Raw genomic sequence first — 15,426 nt, 5'->3', positions numbered from 1 at the left:
AGACCATGGCCAGCTTCACCTTTGCCACCAAGGCCGGCACCTTGCAGGCGCTGCAGGGGCGCCTGACGCTGGCCGCCATCCCGCCGCTGCTGCGCCTCGGCGTGGCGGACTGGCAGCAGCAGCGCGCGGCCAGCCTGATGCAGGTCCAGCAGCAGTTCGCCGGCCAGCAGCTGATCATCCGCTCCAGCTGCACTCTGGAGGATTGCCACCAGCAGAGTCAGGCTGGCGCTTTTTTGTCACGGCTGGATATCGCCGCCGACGACTGCGCCGCTGTGGCCACCGCCATCGACGCGGTGATCGCCTCCTACGGCCGCATCGCCGCCGAGGATGAGGTGCTGATCCAGCCGATGCTGCAGCGGGTGGCGCGCAGTGGTGTGGCCTTTTCTCATGATCCCAACACCTGCGCCCCCTATCGGGTGATCAGCTGGCGTGATGGCAGCGATACCACCGCCGTTACCGGCGGCAGCAGCGGCAGCAGCGGCAGCGAGACCTGGCAGGGCGCCGCCTGGCTGCCGGCCGAGGTCACCCCGCCTGCGCCGATCGCGCCGGTGCTGGCGCTGATGGAGGAGCTGCAGGCGCTGACCGGCGACCAGCCCTTTGATCTCGAATTTGCCGTGACCGAGGCGGACAGCCAGCCGCAACTGTGGCTGCTGCAGCTACGGCCGCTGATCCTGCGTGAACCACCCCAGAGCAGCGAGCGCCAGCAGCAGCTGTTGAGCCTGATCGCCAGCAAGGTGGCCAAAGGCTTCAAGCCTCACCCGCTGCTGATCGGTCAGCGCACCATCTACGGGGTGATGCCCGACTGGAACCCGGCCGAGATCATCGGCATCCGCCCCAAACCTCTGGCCCTGTCGCTTTACCGCGAGCTGGTCACCGACGCCATCTGGGCCTATCAGCGCCATAACTACGGCTACCGTAACCTGCGCAGCTTTCCGCTGATGCAGCACTTCTGCGGCCTGCCCTATATCGATGTGCGGCTGTCGTTCAACTCCTTTATCCCGGCCGATCTGCCCGACAGCCTGGCCGGGCGGCTGGTCGACTACTACATCGACAAACTGCTGGCCCAACCGGCGCTGCATGACAAAGTGGAGTTTGAGATCGTCTTCTCCTGCTACACCCTGGATCTGCCCGAGCGGCTGCAGCCACTGCTAGCTCACGGCTTTAGCGCCGATGAGCTGACCCAGATTGCCGACAGCCTGCGCCGCCTGACCAACGGCATCATCGATGGCCAGAGCGGCCTGTGGCGGCAGGACGCGGCCAAGCTCGACACCCTGCGCGAACGGCGCGAGGCGGTGCTCAACGCCGACCTCGATGCGCCGGCCAAGATCTACTGGCTGCTGGAGGATGCCAAGCGCTATGGCACCCTGCCCTTCGCCGGGCTGGCCCGGGCTGGCTTTGTGGCGGTGCAGCTGCTGCGCTCGCTGGTGGATGTGGGGGTGCTGAGCAGCGCCGATTACGACCAGTTTCTGGCCAGCATCAGCACCGTCAGCAAACAGATGAGCCGTGACCGCAGCAGCAGCGACCGTTCACTGTTTCTGGCCCGCTACGGCCATCTGCGCCCCGGCACCTACGATCTGCTTTCGCCCCGCTACGACGAAGCGCCCGATCAGTATTTTGACTGGCAGCAGCAGCCGCCCGCGCCAGAAGCGGTTGCCCCCTTTGCCCTGACTCTGGCGCAGATGAAACGGATCAGTGCCCTGCTGCAGGAGCATGGCCTCAACCACGATGTGGTCGGTCTGTTCGAGTTCCTGCAGGCAGGCATCGAGCTGCGCGAATACGCCAAATTCTGCTTTACCCGCAATGTGTCGGACGCGCTGTCGCTGCTCTCGGCTTACGGCCAGCAGCTGGGCTTCAGCGCCGAGGAGATCGCCTGCTGCGACATCCAGTGCATCCAGCAGCTGGAGGTTTGCGCCGTCGATGCCCACAGCCTGCTGCGCCACAGCATCGAGCGCGGCCAGCAGAGCTACAGCGACACCCGCCATCTGGCCCTGCCACCGGTGATCCGCAATCTGGCCGATGTCTGGGCCTTCAGCTGGCCGGAAACCGTGCCCAACTTCATCACCCAGAAGCAGGTGATGGCCAGCGTAGTCAGCCATGAAGAACGCGCCGCGCTAGCCGGGGCGATCGTCTGCATCCCCAATGCCGATCCCGGCTATGACTGGCTGTTCGGCTACCCGATCGCCGGTCTCATCACCGCCTGGGGTGGGGTTAACTCGCACATGGCCATTCGCGCCGGTGAGCTGGGGCTACCGGCGGTGATCGGTGCCGGCGAGAGCCATTTCCGGCGCTGGAGCAGCGCCCGCCGTCTGGCCATCGACTGCGCCCTGCGCCGGGTTGAGGTGATCGAATGAGCACCCGCCCATTGCGCCTGATCGTCACCCAGCGGGTCGACGCTGTCGCTGGCCGCGACGAGCTGCGCGAAGCGCTCGATCTCAACCTCAACCACTGGCTGCAGGCCCTCGGCGCCCTGCCCTTTGCCGTCAGCTGCAGCCTGACGCCGTCAGCATTGGCCAACTGGCTGGCGCAGGTCGACGGCGATGGCCTGCTGCTGTCGGGCGGCAACGACATCGGCAGCTGCCCGGCGCGCGACCAGCTGGAGCTGGCCCTGCTGGACTGGGCGCAGGAACGAGGCAAGCCCGTGCTCGGTATCTGCCGTGGCATGCAGCTACTGGCGCACCACGCCGGGGGCACACTTCAGCCCTGTCAGGGGCATGTCGCCTGCCACCATCAGCTTGAGGGCGAGCTGACCGGCAGGGTCAACAGTTACCATCAGCAGGCGCTAGCCGCCTGCCCGCCCGGTTACCGGCTGCTGGCCACCAGTGTGGATGGCGAGATCGAGGCGATCCGCCATCGACAGCGCCAGTGGGAGGGGTGGATGTGGCATCCGGAACGGGACCAGCCGTTCGACCCGCTCTGGCTGGCGCGGGCTCATCAGTTGTTTAGCGAGGAACATCCGTGAAAGCGATCATTCTGGCCGCTGGCCGTGGCAGCCGCATGGGGGCGCTGACCGCCGAGCAGCCCAAATGTCTGGTCAAGGTGGGGGGCGTGGCCCTGCTCGACCGCCAGCTGCAGGCGCTGCGCGAGGCTGGCATCGACGACATCGCTGTGGTCACCGGCTATCAGCAGCAGGCGCTGGCCGAGCGTCCCCTCCATTTTTTTCATAATCCGCGCTGGGCCGAGACCAACATGGTGGCCTCGCTGGCCTGTGCCGCCAGCTGGCTGCGCCAGCAGCCCTGCGTGGTCAGCTATAGCGACATCTTCTACACCAGCAACGCCGTGCGCCCGCTGATCGACAGCAACGCCGAGCTGGCCATCACCTTTGATCAGAACTGGCTGTCACTGTGGCAGCAGCGCTTTGCCGATCCGCTGAGCGATGCCGAGACCTTCAGCTACGACCGGCATCAACGGCTGCTGACCATTGGCGGCCGGGCCGCATCCACCGCCGAGATCCGGGGGCAGTACATGGGGCTGCTGCGCTTTACCCCGGCCAGCTGGGCGGTAGTTGAGCGGCTGCAACAGCAGCTGGATGGCGCTAGCTGGGACCGGCTGGACATGACCGCGCTGCTCAAACGCTTGCTGCAGCAGGGCGAGCCAGCCATCACTGTCTGCCCCTACGCCGACCCCTGGGGGGAAGTCGACGCCGAGAGCGATCTGGCGCTCTATCAGCGGTTGTTTTTCAGCTAGCCACCCTTCGTCGCCAGGTCAATGAGTAGCGCTGGCGCTACCCCCAGCGCCAGCAGCCGCTGACGGATCGGCGCGGCAAACTCCGGCGAGGCGATCAGCAGCGGCAGCTTCACGCTGGTGGCTGCAGCGCCGTCCAGACGGGACACCGGCACGCCGTCAAACAGCTCTGCCGCCGGCTCATCGGCCCACACCCGTTGCGGTAGCGGCCACTGCTGCTGCTTCAGGTACGCGAGCAGCATGCGGCTGGCGCGGCCGTCACCAAAGAGATCATAACCGCCTGCCCGCGCCGCCCACTGCTGCAGCAGATCGAGCTGCCACAGGCCGCTGTGGGCAACAAAGGCGGCGCAGGCCCCCTGATAAGGGCTGGCATCGCGTGGCTGGTAGTAGTCCGCCAGGGCATGAAGCACCGCACTGTCGCCACAAACGAGCAATTGAGCAGCCAGCACCGCGCTGCCCGGTTCATCGTTCGCCAGCAGCCGTAAGCGCAGCAGCGACAGCCGCAACCATGGCGCCGGCACAGGTTGCTGCTGATAGCGCGCCTCGGCCAGGGCCCACAATGGACGCCACTGAGCCTCTGTCAGCCGTGCCTGCAAGAGCGGCCCAACCGCCACCAGCGCCTGCAGCAGGATCTGGGCCGGTCCGGCGCCCAGCGGTCCAGTCAGCAACTGACAGAGCGCCATCAACTCCGTATCACTCGCCCCACTACGGTTTGACGCCAGCCAGCGTTGCAAGTGGGCCATCAGCAGGTAGCTGCTGCCCCCACCCACCTCGGCCTCAAGCCGCTGCAGGGTGGCAAGCGCCAGCTCCCCATCGCCTGGCTGGCGGTGATAGCTGTAGCTGTCAGCCAGCGGTTGCCCCGCCAGCAGCGCGCCTACCACCTGACGCAGCCGTGCGGCACTGGTGCCGACGTAGGCCAGCGCCTCGGCCCGCGCCTGCGTCAGCCGCACCCGCCACCGCCCGGGCTCTATGGTCAGCGCCTGCTCGGCCAGCGCCTCGCCATCGCCCAGTGCAAGCCCCAAGGGGTGCGGCTCGCCACCCTGCGCAGCCTGCGGCTGATAGAACAGACAGGGGCGCAGGCTGCTGTAGCTGAAGGTAAAGGCGGTGGTGGCATCTGGCCGGCCAAAGAACAGCATCACGCGGGCGGCGGCAAAGGCGGGCAGATAGGAGCCTTCGCTCAGCGCAAAACCGGGATGATCACCGTAGTCAACGAGCAGTTGGCGGATCAGCGGCTCCTGCACGATATCGCGCGGAAAGGGGCGCAGGATCACCTGCTCACCGACCGCCAGCAGCCGCTCGATGCAGGCGCGCAGCGGTTGGTCGATGGCGTAGGGGTTATCGGCCAGGGTCGACAGCGCAATGAGCACCGACTTGCCCGCCGGTCGGGCGGCCACCGCCGCCATGGTGCGATCCAGCTTGGGGTAGCCAACGGGCACCACCCGCAGGGGCGTCTGTCGCCCGCGCGCTACCAGCGGCCGGTAGCCATCGCAGTCTGCCAGCACGGCCGAGGGGCGGTAACTGGCGCAAAACAACAGATCGGCGTGGTCCAGCACCCCCGGATGAAGCAGAAAGCGATGCTCGCCGTAGCCGGCATGGTGAAAACTGGCGATCCGCTGGGCTTCGGCTGGCATCCACGGCAGCAGCTCAGCGGTGGTCCATACCAGATCGCACTGCTCAGCCGCCACCTGCTGACGTAGCAGCAGGCGAATAGCGCTGTCGTCACAGTGAAACGGAGCGGCCCGCTCCAGTTGCAACCCCGGCAGGTCGGCCAGGGCCTCCACCACCTCCTGAAAGTAGTCCAACAAGTACGGCTCGGCGATGTAGATCAGCAAGCGTTTTGGGGTGGTCGTCATCACCGATGCTCCTGCTGCGAATTGCGAGAGCCGCACCACAACCCAGCCAACCGCGACCAGCGCGCATTCTCGGCAAGCAGGTTCTGCCAACCTTGGCCGCTACCAACCCCGCTCAGCGCCGTGCCGGTCTGGCGCCAGCTGTTCGCCAGCTCCAGGCGCAGACAGTGGCGTTGCAACGGCCAGTGCGCGGGCTTGTCAAGAATCAGCCAAAAATCGCGGCCGATGGCGAACTGACACCGCCGCGTCCACTGCCTGCGCTGTTTGCGCTGTGGCACCAGCTGGTGCACGCTACAGCGCCGGCCAACCCCCAACCGCGCCCCGCGCATCGCAATCTGCTGCCGGGCGGGGGGCTCCTCGCCATAGCCGACCTGACCGCAGCGCATGCCGAACCGCACCGGCAAGCCACCCGCCTGACGCAGCATTTCGACCCGATAGGCGGCGATGCCACTGGAAAGACAGCCCTTGGTCATTCGGAACTGCTCGCCCGCCGGCACAAGACTGTCGTTGCTCTCACAGCGGCCATGGAACCAGGGTTGCAGCCTTTCGGCGAAGCAGGCGGCGTAGAGCCCGCCTAAGGCATTGAACTGGTCGTCGTCGATCAACCGCAGCACTTGGGACACCCCGTCGGCGATAGGCTCGGCGTCATCGTCCAGAATGGCCAGCCAAGGAGCTAGGGTTGTCGCCAGCTCATGGTTGCAGGACTGGCCCGGCCCCAGTTCCGCGCAGCGCTCATAACACAACAACGGCCATTGCTGCTGCAGTTGGGCCACCTGGGTAGCGGTGTCGTCGGTGCAGTCAATGTCGATCACCACCACCCCCGCCCGTTCATTGCCCACTATCTGCGGCAACACCAAGCGCAGGGCGTTGGCGACATACCTGCCGCGGCTGCGAGTCAGAATCGCGACATCCACCTGCGCTGTCATCCGTTGCCCTTGTGCTGGTTGCGTCGAAGTGAAGATTCAATAGGTCCTGACTATGTTCGTACGCCAGCCACATCGACGTTGAGCCTTCTCGGGCATGGCTTGGCGCGCATGAAGGCTACGGCCAGCCGTGGTACCGGGGCGGCCAGATCGGCAAGGCGGTTGAATTGGCACTGTACCTCCGCCAGGTAGCGATGCGCGCACTTGGCGAAGTCAAAACAAAAGCGTGCTACGTCCCCGCCAAGGCGGTCTTAAAATCGCCCTGCATCAGATCGCCCGCCAAATCCGCCAGCGCGGCGCCGACCACCTGCTGGCGGTCAACGGCAACCAGCCGCGCTTGCGCGAGCCGCTCGAGGATGCCTTTGCCGATCAGCCCGACACGGTGGCCCGTGAGTCGAACACCACCGGCCACGGACGTCAGACACAGCAAATCGCGCAGGTGCTCTCCAACACCGGGCACGTTGACGCACAACGCGGAACCGACTACCGCAGCCGCGGCCGGGTGCTCTCGTTGCGCATAGTAAACGGACAGGCCCGACGCATCGAGCAGCGCTACTACATCAGCTCGGCCGAGCTGGACACCGAGTCGTGCGCCGGGATGGTACCTAGGCATTGGGCCGTGGAGAACGACCTGCACTGGCGTCTGGATGTGGCCTTGCGCGAGGACGCCTGGGTCGTGCGTCGCGATCATGCACCCGAGAACCCGAAGCACTGCTGCGCCACGCACATCCGCAGCATCCGCACCACGCCGACCGGCGGTCGCACACGGCCTTCTCCCTTAGGGTAGAACGGCTCAATCTCGGCCGCCAGCGCCGACCACGGCGTCACGGCGTCGCGGCATCAATCTCGGCCGGGAAACGGTCGCGCCGCGTCTGCATCTTCTTGGCCGCGTACTCCAGATCGGACAAGCTCGATCGCATGCGGTGAGGTCTCGTCGTGGCTGGGCTGTCGCCATTATCCCAAAGGCATGTCACCGGCCGCGCGCCGATGAGCGAATGAATCAGCGGTTCGATAGAGCCTCAGAACGGATGCTCCATCTGTTTAGGGTCAAAGCCGCTACGCCGCACCTTGTAACTGGTTGCCGTCGCGTCAAAGCCGGCCTTGAAGTGCAGTTTGCCGCGCCAGAACAACCAGCCACCCAGCGGCAGCAGCAGTAGAAAGAACACCACCCCAAGGATCAATCGGGTGTTAAACCAGGCCAGCGGCCGCGCGATCCACGTCCAGCCAACAAACAGGGGGTGGATAAGTAGCGGCCGCAGCAAGGCGACAGCGGCAATCACTGCAGCCACCAGATGGGGCCAGGGGTGACGCTCATGGCCGAACCACCAGGGCAACAGCAGGAAGAAAAACAGCCAGATCACGGCGGCCAGCCCCAATCCGAACTGGCGCAGTTTCTTTACATCATCACGGGCGATCTGTTGCATGTGGGTCAGTCCGGGGCAAATTCAACGGCCCGGGCGCGGGCGATGGCGTCTGCGGGCATAGCACTCTTCAGCAGGCGGTAGTTACCGATCACCAGCTGATCCATGGCCGTGGCCAGAAAACAGCGGATCGCATCGGTAGGACTGCAGACTGGCGGTTCGCCACGCACGTTAAACGAGGTGTTGATCACCAGCGGCACCCCGCCCTGAGCGGCAAAGGTGCTGATCAGACGATGAAAGCGCGGGTTGGTATCGGCGTGAATGGTCTGCACCCGCGCCGAGTAATCGACATGGGTGATTGCCGGCACCAATGACCTCGGCCGGTTGAGACGATCAAGGCCAAACAGTGCTTCTCCGTCTGGGTCGGCGAGCTGCTTGTCGGCAGCGACGGGTGCCACCAGCAGCATGTAGGGACTTGGCCGCTCTAGGGCAAACCAGTCGCTCACCGCCTCGGCCAGCACTGCCGGCGCAAAGGGGCGGAATGACTCACGCTCCTTGATCTTGAGGTTCATCTGCGCCTGCATGGTCGGGCTGCGCGGATCGCCGAGAATCGAGCGGTTGCCCAAGGCGCGTGGCCCAAACTCCATGCGCCCCTGAAACCAGCCAATGACGGCGCCAGCAGCGAGCGCAGCGGCAGCGTCGGCAAAGAGCGCATCGTCCTCCAGCCGTTCTGCTGGCACCTGCCAGTCATGCAACGCCGCGGCAATGGCAGCGTCGTCATACGCCGGGCCAAGATAGCTGCCGTGCTGACGGTCAACGCTGGTTGCTGCACGCGCCTGATCATGCAGCTGATAGTGACAGGCCAGCGCGGCGCCCAGCGCCCCGCCCGCGTCACCAGCGGCTGGTTGGATCCAGATATCGCGAAACGGGCCTTCGCGCAGCAGCCGGCCATTGGCCACACAGTTAAGGGCCACACCGCCGGCCAGACAGAGATAGTCAGCGCCGGTTTCTGCTTTCAGGCTGGCCGCCAGCTTGAGCACAATCTCCTCGGTCACCAGCTGGATGGAACGGGCCAGATCCATCTCTTTCTGGGTCAAGGGCGCTTCAGGCTGACGCGGTGGGCCGCCAAACAACGCCGCAAAGCGCGCGTTGGTCATGGTGTCGCCGGTGACGTAATTGAAGTAGCTCAGATCCAGACGAAAGCTGCCGTCTTCTTTGATATCAATCAGATGGCGACGGATCAGGTCGGCGTAACGGGGCTCGCCATAGGGTGCCAGCCCCATCAGCTTGTATTCGCCCGAGTTAACCCGAAAACCGCAGCAATAGGTAAAGGCGGAATAGAGCAGCCCCAACGAATGGGGAAACTGGATCTCCCACAGCGGCGAGAGTCGATTGCCCTCACCGAGCCACGCCGAGCTGGTAGCCCACTCGCCCACCCCATCAAGGCAGAGCACCGCCGCCCGTTCAAAAGGGCTGGGAAAAAACGCCGAAGCAGCATGAGACTGATGGTGTTCGCTAAAGCGCAGTGGCGGCAGCGACCGCTTGTCGAGCCCAGACAGCCGGGCCAGCTCTTTGCGCAGCAGACTTTTGAGGTAGAGCTTCTCGGTCAGCCAGACCGGCATCGCCCGCACAAAAGAGCCAAAGCCGCGCGGTGCGCTGGCCATGTAGCTCTCCAGCAGCCGTTCGAACTTGAGCAGCGGCTTGTCATAAAACACCACATCGCTGACCTCGGCCAGCGTCACCCCGGCGGCCGCCAGACAGTAACGGATACTCTGGGCCGGAAACGCCGGATCATGCTTGATGCGGCTGAAGCGCTCTTCTTGAGCGGCGGCGATGATCTCGCCATCGCGCACCAAAGCGGCGGCACTGTCGTGGTAGAAGGCGGAGATGCCGAGAATGATCGCCACGAGCTCCAACTCCAACGGAAACAAAGAGGGGGTCATGCTAGCAGGCACTTGAAGAACCCGAAACCCGCGCCGGATTTGGCGTTGCGGTCGATTATTATTGCAGGCGGATTGATTTCGATTGGCTTTGAACCCCATGAGCGGCATCGATGAAGAACAACAATCGCTCTCCTCACCATGTTCGTATTTCACCCACTTCTACTGTGAGCCTTCGTAGGCAATGGTTGGCGTGCATGAGTGCGATTCGTCAGCTGCGACCGATAGTGCCGAGGATAGAAAGCAAACACTGCGGACGTAGAGTGTTCATCGCGCCTGATGACTCTTGCGAAGTGATCACCAGAGAGGACGCAGGCCGAGCGGGTCCCAGCGCGTTGCGGGCACAGGCTCTGCGCGCCAATCGCCCGCGCGAGACAATGCAGCCCTGGCGGCCAGCGAACCCACTGCCCGGCTGGTCGCCGCGGATCCCGCTTGGCGAGGGCCTGCTCGAACTGCTCAAAGCGCGAGGGCTCAACGCATGATCGCCACCGTCTCGAATGCACGCGCCGTCCGGACCTTCATCGCGGGCCATCGCGGCCTGCTAGGCAACGCGCTGGTGCGCGCGGCGGCAAACGACAGCGCTCTGGTCCTGCGCACACGCGATGCGCTCGATTTGCGCGATGCAGCCGCTGCTGAACACTTCATGCTGGCAGAGCGGCCGACCCGCGTGGTCCTTGCGGCCGCCCGCGTCGGCGGCATCCATGCCAATTCCACCTACCCGGTCGAATTCCTTGCCGACAACCTCGCGATCTACACCAACGTGATCGAATCGGCGCGGCGCGCAGGGGTGGAACGCCTGATCTTCGTGGGATCGAATTGTTCGTACCCGCGCGCGGCGGCGCAACCGATTGCCGAAGCCAGTCTGTTTCAGGGCGAGGTGGAACCGACCAATTCGGCCTTCGCCATGGCCAAGCTGGCGGCGATCGAGCTCTGCCGCGCCTGCAATCAGCAGTACGGCACGCGCTACCTCGCGGTGATGCCGACCAGCCTTTACGGACCGGGCGACAACTACGATCCAGCGAACTCGCATGTCGCGGCAGCAATGATCCGCCGCTTCGTGCGGGCGGCGAAAGACCGCACGCCGGTTGAAACCATCTGGGGCACCGGTTCGCCCTTGCGCGAGCTGCTCTACGTGGATGATTGCGCCGCGGCAATCCACTTGCTGGCGGACTTGCCGGACGCCCAGTTCGACGCCCTGCTCGCCGCCAGCCGCTACCCGGTGATCAACATCGGCGGCGGCACGGAAGTCTCTATCCTCAAGCTGGCGCAAAAAGTTGCCGATATCGTGGGTTATACGGGCGAGATTCGTACCGACCCATCGAAACCGGACGGCGTGCCGCGCAAGCTGCTCGACAATTCCCGGATGGCTGCGCTGGGTTGGCAAGCGAACGTCTCGCTCAACGAGGGACTGCGACTTGCGCTGGCGGACTATCGGGCCCGCTACCCGGCAAACGACTGATCCCCGAACAAACGGAACGCATCATGTATTACGAACTGGCAGCAAGCACCTGGGGCGCCGAGGAAATCGCGGCGCTCCACCGCGTCATCGACAGCGGCATGTTCACGATGGGCGAGAACGTGCGCCGCTTCGAGGAGGCTTTCGCCGCGCGCTTTGGCAAGCGCCATGCGGTAATGGTCAACTCGGGCTCGTCGGCCAACCTGGTCGGCGTCGCGGCGCTCTCGTTCAAACAGCACAAGCCGCTGCAGCGCGGCGACGAGATCATCGTGCCGGCGATTTCGTGGTCGACCACCTTCCACCCCCTGCAGCAGTACGGCCTGAAACTGCGCTTCGTTGACGTCGACCTGCAGACGCTGAACATCGACGTCAGCAAGCTCGAAGCCGCACTGACGCCGCGGACCCGCGCGGTGATGGCAGTGAGCATTCTCGGCAACCCGGCGGAGCTGCCAACGCTGCGCGCCTTCTGCGACCAGCACGGCCTCTATCTGTTCGAGGACAACTGCGAATCGATGGACGCCAAGGTCGACGGCCGTTTCACCGGCACCTTCGGCGACATCAACACCTTCAGCTTCTTTTTCTCGCACCACATCTCGACGATGGAAGGCGGGATGATCCTGACCGACGACGACGAGCTGTTCGCGCTGTGCCGCGCCATCCGCAACCATGGCTGGACACGCGACCAGCCGCCCGGCAGCCCGCTGTACGAGAAGCGCGACGACGACTTCTTCGAGGCTTACCGCTTCATCGTGCCCGGCTACAACGTGCGCCCGCTGGAGCTTTCCGGCGCCGTAGGGCTGGAACAACTGAACAAGCTGGACGGTTTCACCGCCGCGCGCCGCGCCAACGCGCGCCACTTCCAGGCGCTGTTCGCGAACGACCCGCGCTTCATCATCCAGCGTGAGAACGGCGAGTCGAGCTGGTTCTCCTTCACGCTGATCCTGAACCCCGAGATGGATCTGGACCGGCGCCATGTGATGCGCTCGATGAAGGAGGCGGACATCGGCTTCCGCATCATCACCGGCGGCAACTTCCTGCGCCACGACGCGATCAAGTACTACGACTACGACTGCGTGGGTGAAATCATCAACGCGAATACCGCCCATGATCGGGGCTTTTTCGTCGGTAACCATCCCTTCGATTTGCGCGATCGTATCGACACCCTGCAGCGCGTGCTCGACGCTGCCACCCGCTAACGCGTAAAGGCTTAGAGACACCATGAAGATTCTGGTCACCGGCGGTGCCGGCTACATCGGCTCCGTCCTCGTCCCCGAACTGCTGGCGGCCGGCCACGAAGTCACCGTGGTCGATAATTTCATGTACAAGCAGGCCAGCCTCGGCCATGTCTGCGCGCACCCGAAGTTCGACCTAGTGCGTGGTGATGTGCGCATAGAGAACGTCATGAAGCCGCTCATCGCCAAGGCCGACGCGATCATCCCGCTCGCCGCCTACGTCGGCGCGCCGCTCTGCGCGCGCGACCCGGTGGGTGCATCGAGCACCAACCACGATGCGATCGAGATGATGCTGCGGCATGTCAGCAAAGAGCAGCGCATCGTGATGCCGACGACGAACTCGGCCTACGGCACCGGCGACGAGAACAACTACTGCGACGAAAACTCACCGCTCAAACCGATATCGCTCTATGCGATCGAGAAGGTGAAGGTTGAGCAAATGCTGCTGCAACACCCGAATGCGATCAGCTTCCGCCTCGCCACGGTGTTCGGCATGTCACCACGCATGCGGATCGACCTCTTGGTCAACGACTTCACCTACCGCGCCGTGAACGATCGCTTCATCGTGCTGTTCGAAGCCCACTTCAAGCGCAACTACATCCATGTGCGCGATGTGGTGCGTGCCTTCATCCACGGCTTCGACAACTTCGAAACGATGCGCGGCCAGATCTACAACATGGGTCTCTCCAGCGCGAACATCTCGAAGCTGGAACTCTGCCAGCGCATTGCCCTTCAGGTGCCGGACTTCACCTTCCTCGAAGCCCCGCTCGGCAAAGACCCGGATCAGCGCAACTACATCGTCTCGAACGAAAAGGTCGAGGCCACCGGCTACCGCACCGCCTACACGCTCGACGACGGCATCCGCGAGCTGATCAAGGGCTACCAGATGTTGAAGAACACGCAGTACGGCAATGTCTGACACGCCGATCACCCTCCTCTCTCGCAAGGAAATCGCGCAGAACACGGTGTACCGCGTCTGCTTCGATCACATCCGCAGCTCCAACGGGGAGGAGGTCGGCAGTTTCCTTGCGGTCGTGCCCAAAGCGCTGGGGGCCGATCAACTCGGCGGTGTGTGCGTGCTTCCACTCGCGGTCGGCAAGGTTGGCCTGCTGAAGGTGTGGCGTCACCCGCTCGGTCGCAGCGGTTACGAAATCCCACGCGGCTTCATCGACGAGGGCGAATCCGCACTGGCCGCCGCGCAGCGCGAACTGGTCGAAGAGACCGGCATCGTCATCGACGCCGCACACCTGGAACCGCTCGGCTACTTCACGCCCGAGGCTGCGCTGCTGCAGGCGCGCGTGGCGCTGTTCGTGGCGCACTTGCCGGGGGCCTTTGGCGCCGCGGGGCCCGAAATGGGCCACACCGGATTCGACTGGTTGCCCGAAGCCGAGGTACGCGAAATGCTCGCCCGTGGCGAGATCGAAGACCCGGCGACCAACATCGCGTGGCTGCGCTACTCGCTGAACAAGGGAGGCCAGCATGGCTGACACCATCGACGTCCTGCTGATCAACCCGGGCGATCATCGCGGCACCTATCAGGGCTTGGGCGAGACCATCGCCGCCATCGAGCCGCCGGTGTTCGCCGGCCTGTTCGCCACCTACCTGCGCAACAAGGGCAAGCGTGTCGCCATCTACGATGTGCCGGCCACGCGCGAATCGGCCGAGCAGGCAGTCACGAACATGTTGGCGCATTACGCCCCGAAGCTTGTGGTGCTGGTGGTGTATGGCCTGCAGCCCTCGGCCTCGACACAGAACATGCCATCGGCCGGCAAGATCGCCCGGCTGATCAAGGCGCAATCAGAGGTGCCGGTGATGATGACCGGCACCCACCCAGCGGCCCTGCCCAATCTGACGATGCGCGAAGAACAGGTCGACTTCGTCTGCAGCCTTGAAGGCCCCGTTACGATTCTGAAGACCGTCGAAGCGCTGGATGCGGGCACGACCGACTTCTCGGCGATTCCCTCGCTGTGGTGGAAGCGCGGCAAGCTGGTGATGGCGCCGCAATCGGCCGAAGCCCTGGTCGCAGACCTCGACACCGAGATGCCCGGCATCGCGTGGGATCTGCTCGACATGTCGCGCTACCGCGCGCACAACTGGCACTGCTTCGACCATATCGAGCAGCGCACGCCCTACGCATCGATCCACACCAGTCTCGGTTGCCCGTTCAAGTGCAACTTCTGCTGCATCAACGCGCCCTTCGGCAAGAACGCCTACCGCATGTGGAGTCCCGAAACCGTAGTCGCCGAGATCGACCATCTGGTGAAGACCTACGGGGTGAAGAACATCAAGTTCGTCGACGAGATGTTCGTGCTCAACCGGCGCCATGTTGAAGGCATCTGCGACCTGCTGATCGAGCGCGACTACGACCTCAACATCTGGGCCTACGCCCGTGTCGATACGGTGAAGGACGACATGCTCGGCAAGCTGCGCGCCGCCGGTTTCAACTGGCTGTGCCTGGGCATCGAGAGCGGCAGCGAGCATGTGCGCGACGGCGCCGAGAAGTCATTCGGCTCCGACGAGATCATCGACATCGTGCGCAAGATCCAGGCGCACGGCATCCGCGTGATGGGCAACTACATCTTCGGCCTGCCCGACGACACCCACGAATCGATGCAGGCCACGCTGGATCTCGCACTGGAACTGAACTGCGAGTTCGCCAACTTCTACTCGGCGATGGCCTACCCCGGCTCGCAGCTCTACACCCTGGCGCAGCGCGAAGGCATCGCCCTGCCGCCACACTGGGGCGCCTACTCGCAGCACGCCTGGGACACCATGCCCCTCGCCAACAAGGCGCTGAGCGCCGCAGAGATCCTGGCCTTCCGCGATCACGCCTTCAACACCTACTTCAGCGCGCCGCGCTACCGCGACATGGTGCGCGAGAAGTTCGGGCAGCCGGTGCTCGACCACCTCGACGAAGTGCTCTCGATCAAGCTGCGTCGGAAGCTGCTCGAAGTAGCACCTGCCACGGCCTGAGGAGATGCAC

At 64.4% G+C, this 15,426-nt stretch carries 13 protein-coding genes and 1 pseudogene; 9 read left to right on the top strand and 5 right to left on the bottom strand.

Going from position 1 to position 15,426, the window contains the following annotated elements; translation table 11 throughout:
* Nucleotides 1–5: 5 nt before the first annotated feature.
* The 3 genes from OPU71_RS08590 to OPU71_RS08580 are packed head-to-tail and all read left to right on the top strand — an operon-like array spanning nt 6 to nt 3,684.
* Nucleotides 6–2,351, top strand: coding sequence for a PEP-utilizing enzyme (locus OPU71_RS08590; protein WP_267727344.1), 2,346 nt, complete (start codon nt 6–8; stop codon nt 2,349–2,351).
* The gene (locus OPU71_RS08585; protein ID WP_267727342.1) at nt 2,348–2,959 is read left to right on the top strand and encodes a gamma-glutamyl-gamma-aminobutyrate hydrolase family protein; all 612 of its coding nucleotides are present in this window, start codon (nt 2,348–2,350) and stop codon (nt 2,957–2,959) included. The genes OPU71_RS08590 and OPU71_RS08585 overlap by 4 nt, the downstream gene beginning before the upstream one ends.
* Nucleotides 2,956–3,684 carry a phosphocholine cytidylyltransferase family protein gene (locus tag OPU71_RS08580; protein ID WP_267727340.1) on the top strand — a complete coding sequence of 243 codons (729 nt, stop codon included), beginning with the start codon at nt 2,956–2,958 and terminating at the stop codon, nt 3,682–3,684. The genes OPU71_RS08585 and OPU71_RS08580 overlap by 4 nt, the downstream gene beginning before the upstream one ends.
* Here OPU71_RS08580 and OPU71_RS08575 read toward each other — a convergent pair.
* Together OPU71_RS08575 and OPU71_RS08570 are read right to left on the bottom strand one after the other, a co-directional pair.
* Nucleotides 3,681–5,534 (bottom strand): hypothetical protein, encoded by a 1,854-nt coding sequence (locus tag OPU71_RS08575; protein ID WP_267727338.1) that lies wholly within the window; start codon nt 5,532–5,534, stop codon nt 3,681–3,683. The two genes, OPU71_RS08580 and OPU71_RS08575, sit on opposite strands and share 4 nt — an antisense overlap.
* Nucleotides 5,534–6,457, bottom strand: coding sequence for a glycosyltransferase (locus OPU71_RS08570; RefSeq protein WP_267727336.1), 924 nt, complete (start codon nt 6,455–6,457; stop codon nt 5,534–5,536). Before OPU71_RS08570 ends, OPU71_RS08575 begins: the two co-directional genes overlap by 1 nt.
* A 223-nt stretch (nt 6,458–6,680) precedes the next feature.
* Here OPU71_RS08570 and OPU71_RS08565 point away from each other — a divergent pair, with 223 nt between their 5' ends.
* Nucleotides 6,681–7,241 (top strand): ISAs1 family transposase, encoded by a 561-nt coding sequence (locus OPU71_RS08565; protein ID WP_420712365.1) that lies wholly within the window; start codon nt 6,681–6,683, stop codon nt 7,239–7,241.
* Here OPU71_RS08565 and OPU71_RS21335 read toward each other — a convergent pair.
* The 3 genes and pseudogenes from OPU71_RS21335 to OPU71_RS08550 form a co-directional block, all read right to left on the bottom strand.
* Nucleotides 7,151–7,374: pseudogene (locus OPU71_RS21335) on the bottom strand (IS5/IS1182 family transposase); the annotation flags it as partial. The gene OPU71_RS08565 and the pseudogene OPU71_RS21335 sit on opposite strands and share 91 nt — an antisense overlap.
* A gap of 99 nt (nt 7,375–7,473) precedes the next feature.
* Nucleotides 7,474–7,878 (bottom strand): SxtJ family membrane protein, encoded by a 405-nt coding sequence (locus tag OPU71_RS08555; RefSeq protein ID WP_267727334.1) that lies wholly within the window; start codon nt 7,876–7,878, stop codon nt 7,474–7,476.
* Between the two features lie 5 nt (nt 7,879–7,883).
* Complete coding sequence (locus OPU71_RS08550) at nt 7,884–9,758, bottom strand: carbamoyltransferase (RefSeq protein WP_267727332.1); 1,875 nt, start codon at nt 9,756–9,758, stop codon at nt 7,884–7,886.
* 475 nt (nt 9,759–10,233) lie between these two features.
* Between OPU71_RS08550 and OPU71_RS08545 the strand changes: the two genes are divergently transcribed.
* Genes OPU71_RS08545 through OPU71_RS08525 form a run of 5 tightly spaced genes read left to right on the top strand, consistent with a single transcriptional unit; the run spans nt 10,234 to nt 15,416 of the window.
* Entirely contained in the window at nt 10,234–11,214 is a 981-nt protein-coding gene (locus OPU71_RS08545) for a GDP-L-fucose synthase family protein (RefSeq protein WP_267727330.1), read from the top strand.
* Nucleotides 11,215–11,237: 23 nt separating this feature from the next.
* Nucleotides 11,238–12,407: a DegT/DnrJ/EryC1/StrS family aminotransferase gene (locus tag OPU71_RS08540; RefSeq protein ID WP_267727328.1), complete on the top strand. Its 1,170-nt coding sequence runs from the start codon at nt 11,238–11,240 to the stop codon at nt 12,405–12,407.
* Between the two features lie 22 nt (nt 12,408–12,429).
* Nucleotides 12,430–13,362, top strand: a complete 933-nt coding sequence (locus OPU71_RS08535; protein ID WP_267727326.1) for an NAD-dependent epimerase/dehydratase family protein — start codon at nt 12,430–12,432, stop codon at nt 13,360–13,362.
* The gene (locus tag OPU71_RS08530) at nt 13,355–13,930 is read left to right on the top strand and encodes an NUDIX hydrolase (protein WP_267727324.1); all 576 of its coding nucleotides are present in this window, start codon (nt 13,355–13,357) and stop codon (nt 13,928–13,930) included. Before OPU71_RS08535 ends, OPU71_RS08530 begins: the two co-directional genes overlap by 8 nt.
* Nucleotides 13,923–15,416 carry a B12-binding domain-containing radical SAM protein gene (locus OPU71_RS08525; protein ID WP_267727322.1) on the top strand — a complete coding sequence of 498 codons (1,494 nt, stop codon included), beginning with the start codon at nt 13,923–13,925 and terminating at the stop codon, nt 15,414–15,416. The genes OPU71_RS08530 and OPU71_RS08525 overlap by 8 nt, the downstream gene beginning before the upstream one ends.
* Nucleotides 15,417–15,426 lie beyond the last annotated feature (10 nt).

The organism is Niveibacterium sp. 24ML (assembly GCF_026586805.1).
Classification (GTDB): domain Bacteria; phylum Pseudomonadota; class Gammaproteobacteria; order Burkholderiales; family Rhodocyclaceae; genus Niveibacterium.
Note: the sequence above shows the minus strand (reverse complement) of the source record. Positions and strands in the feature narration are given on the sequence as shown.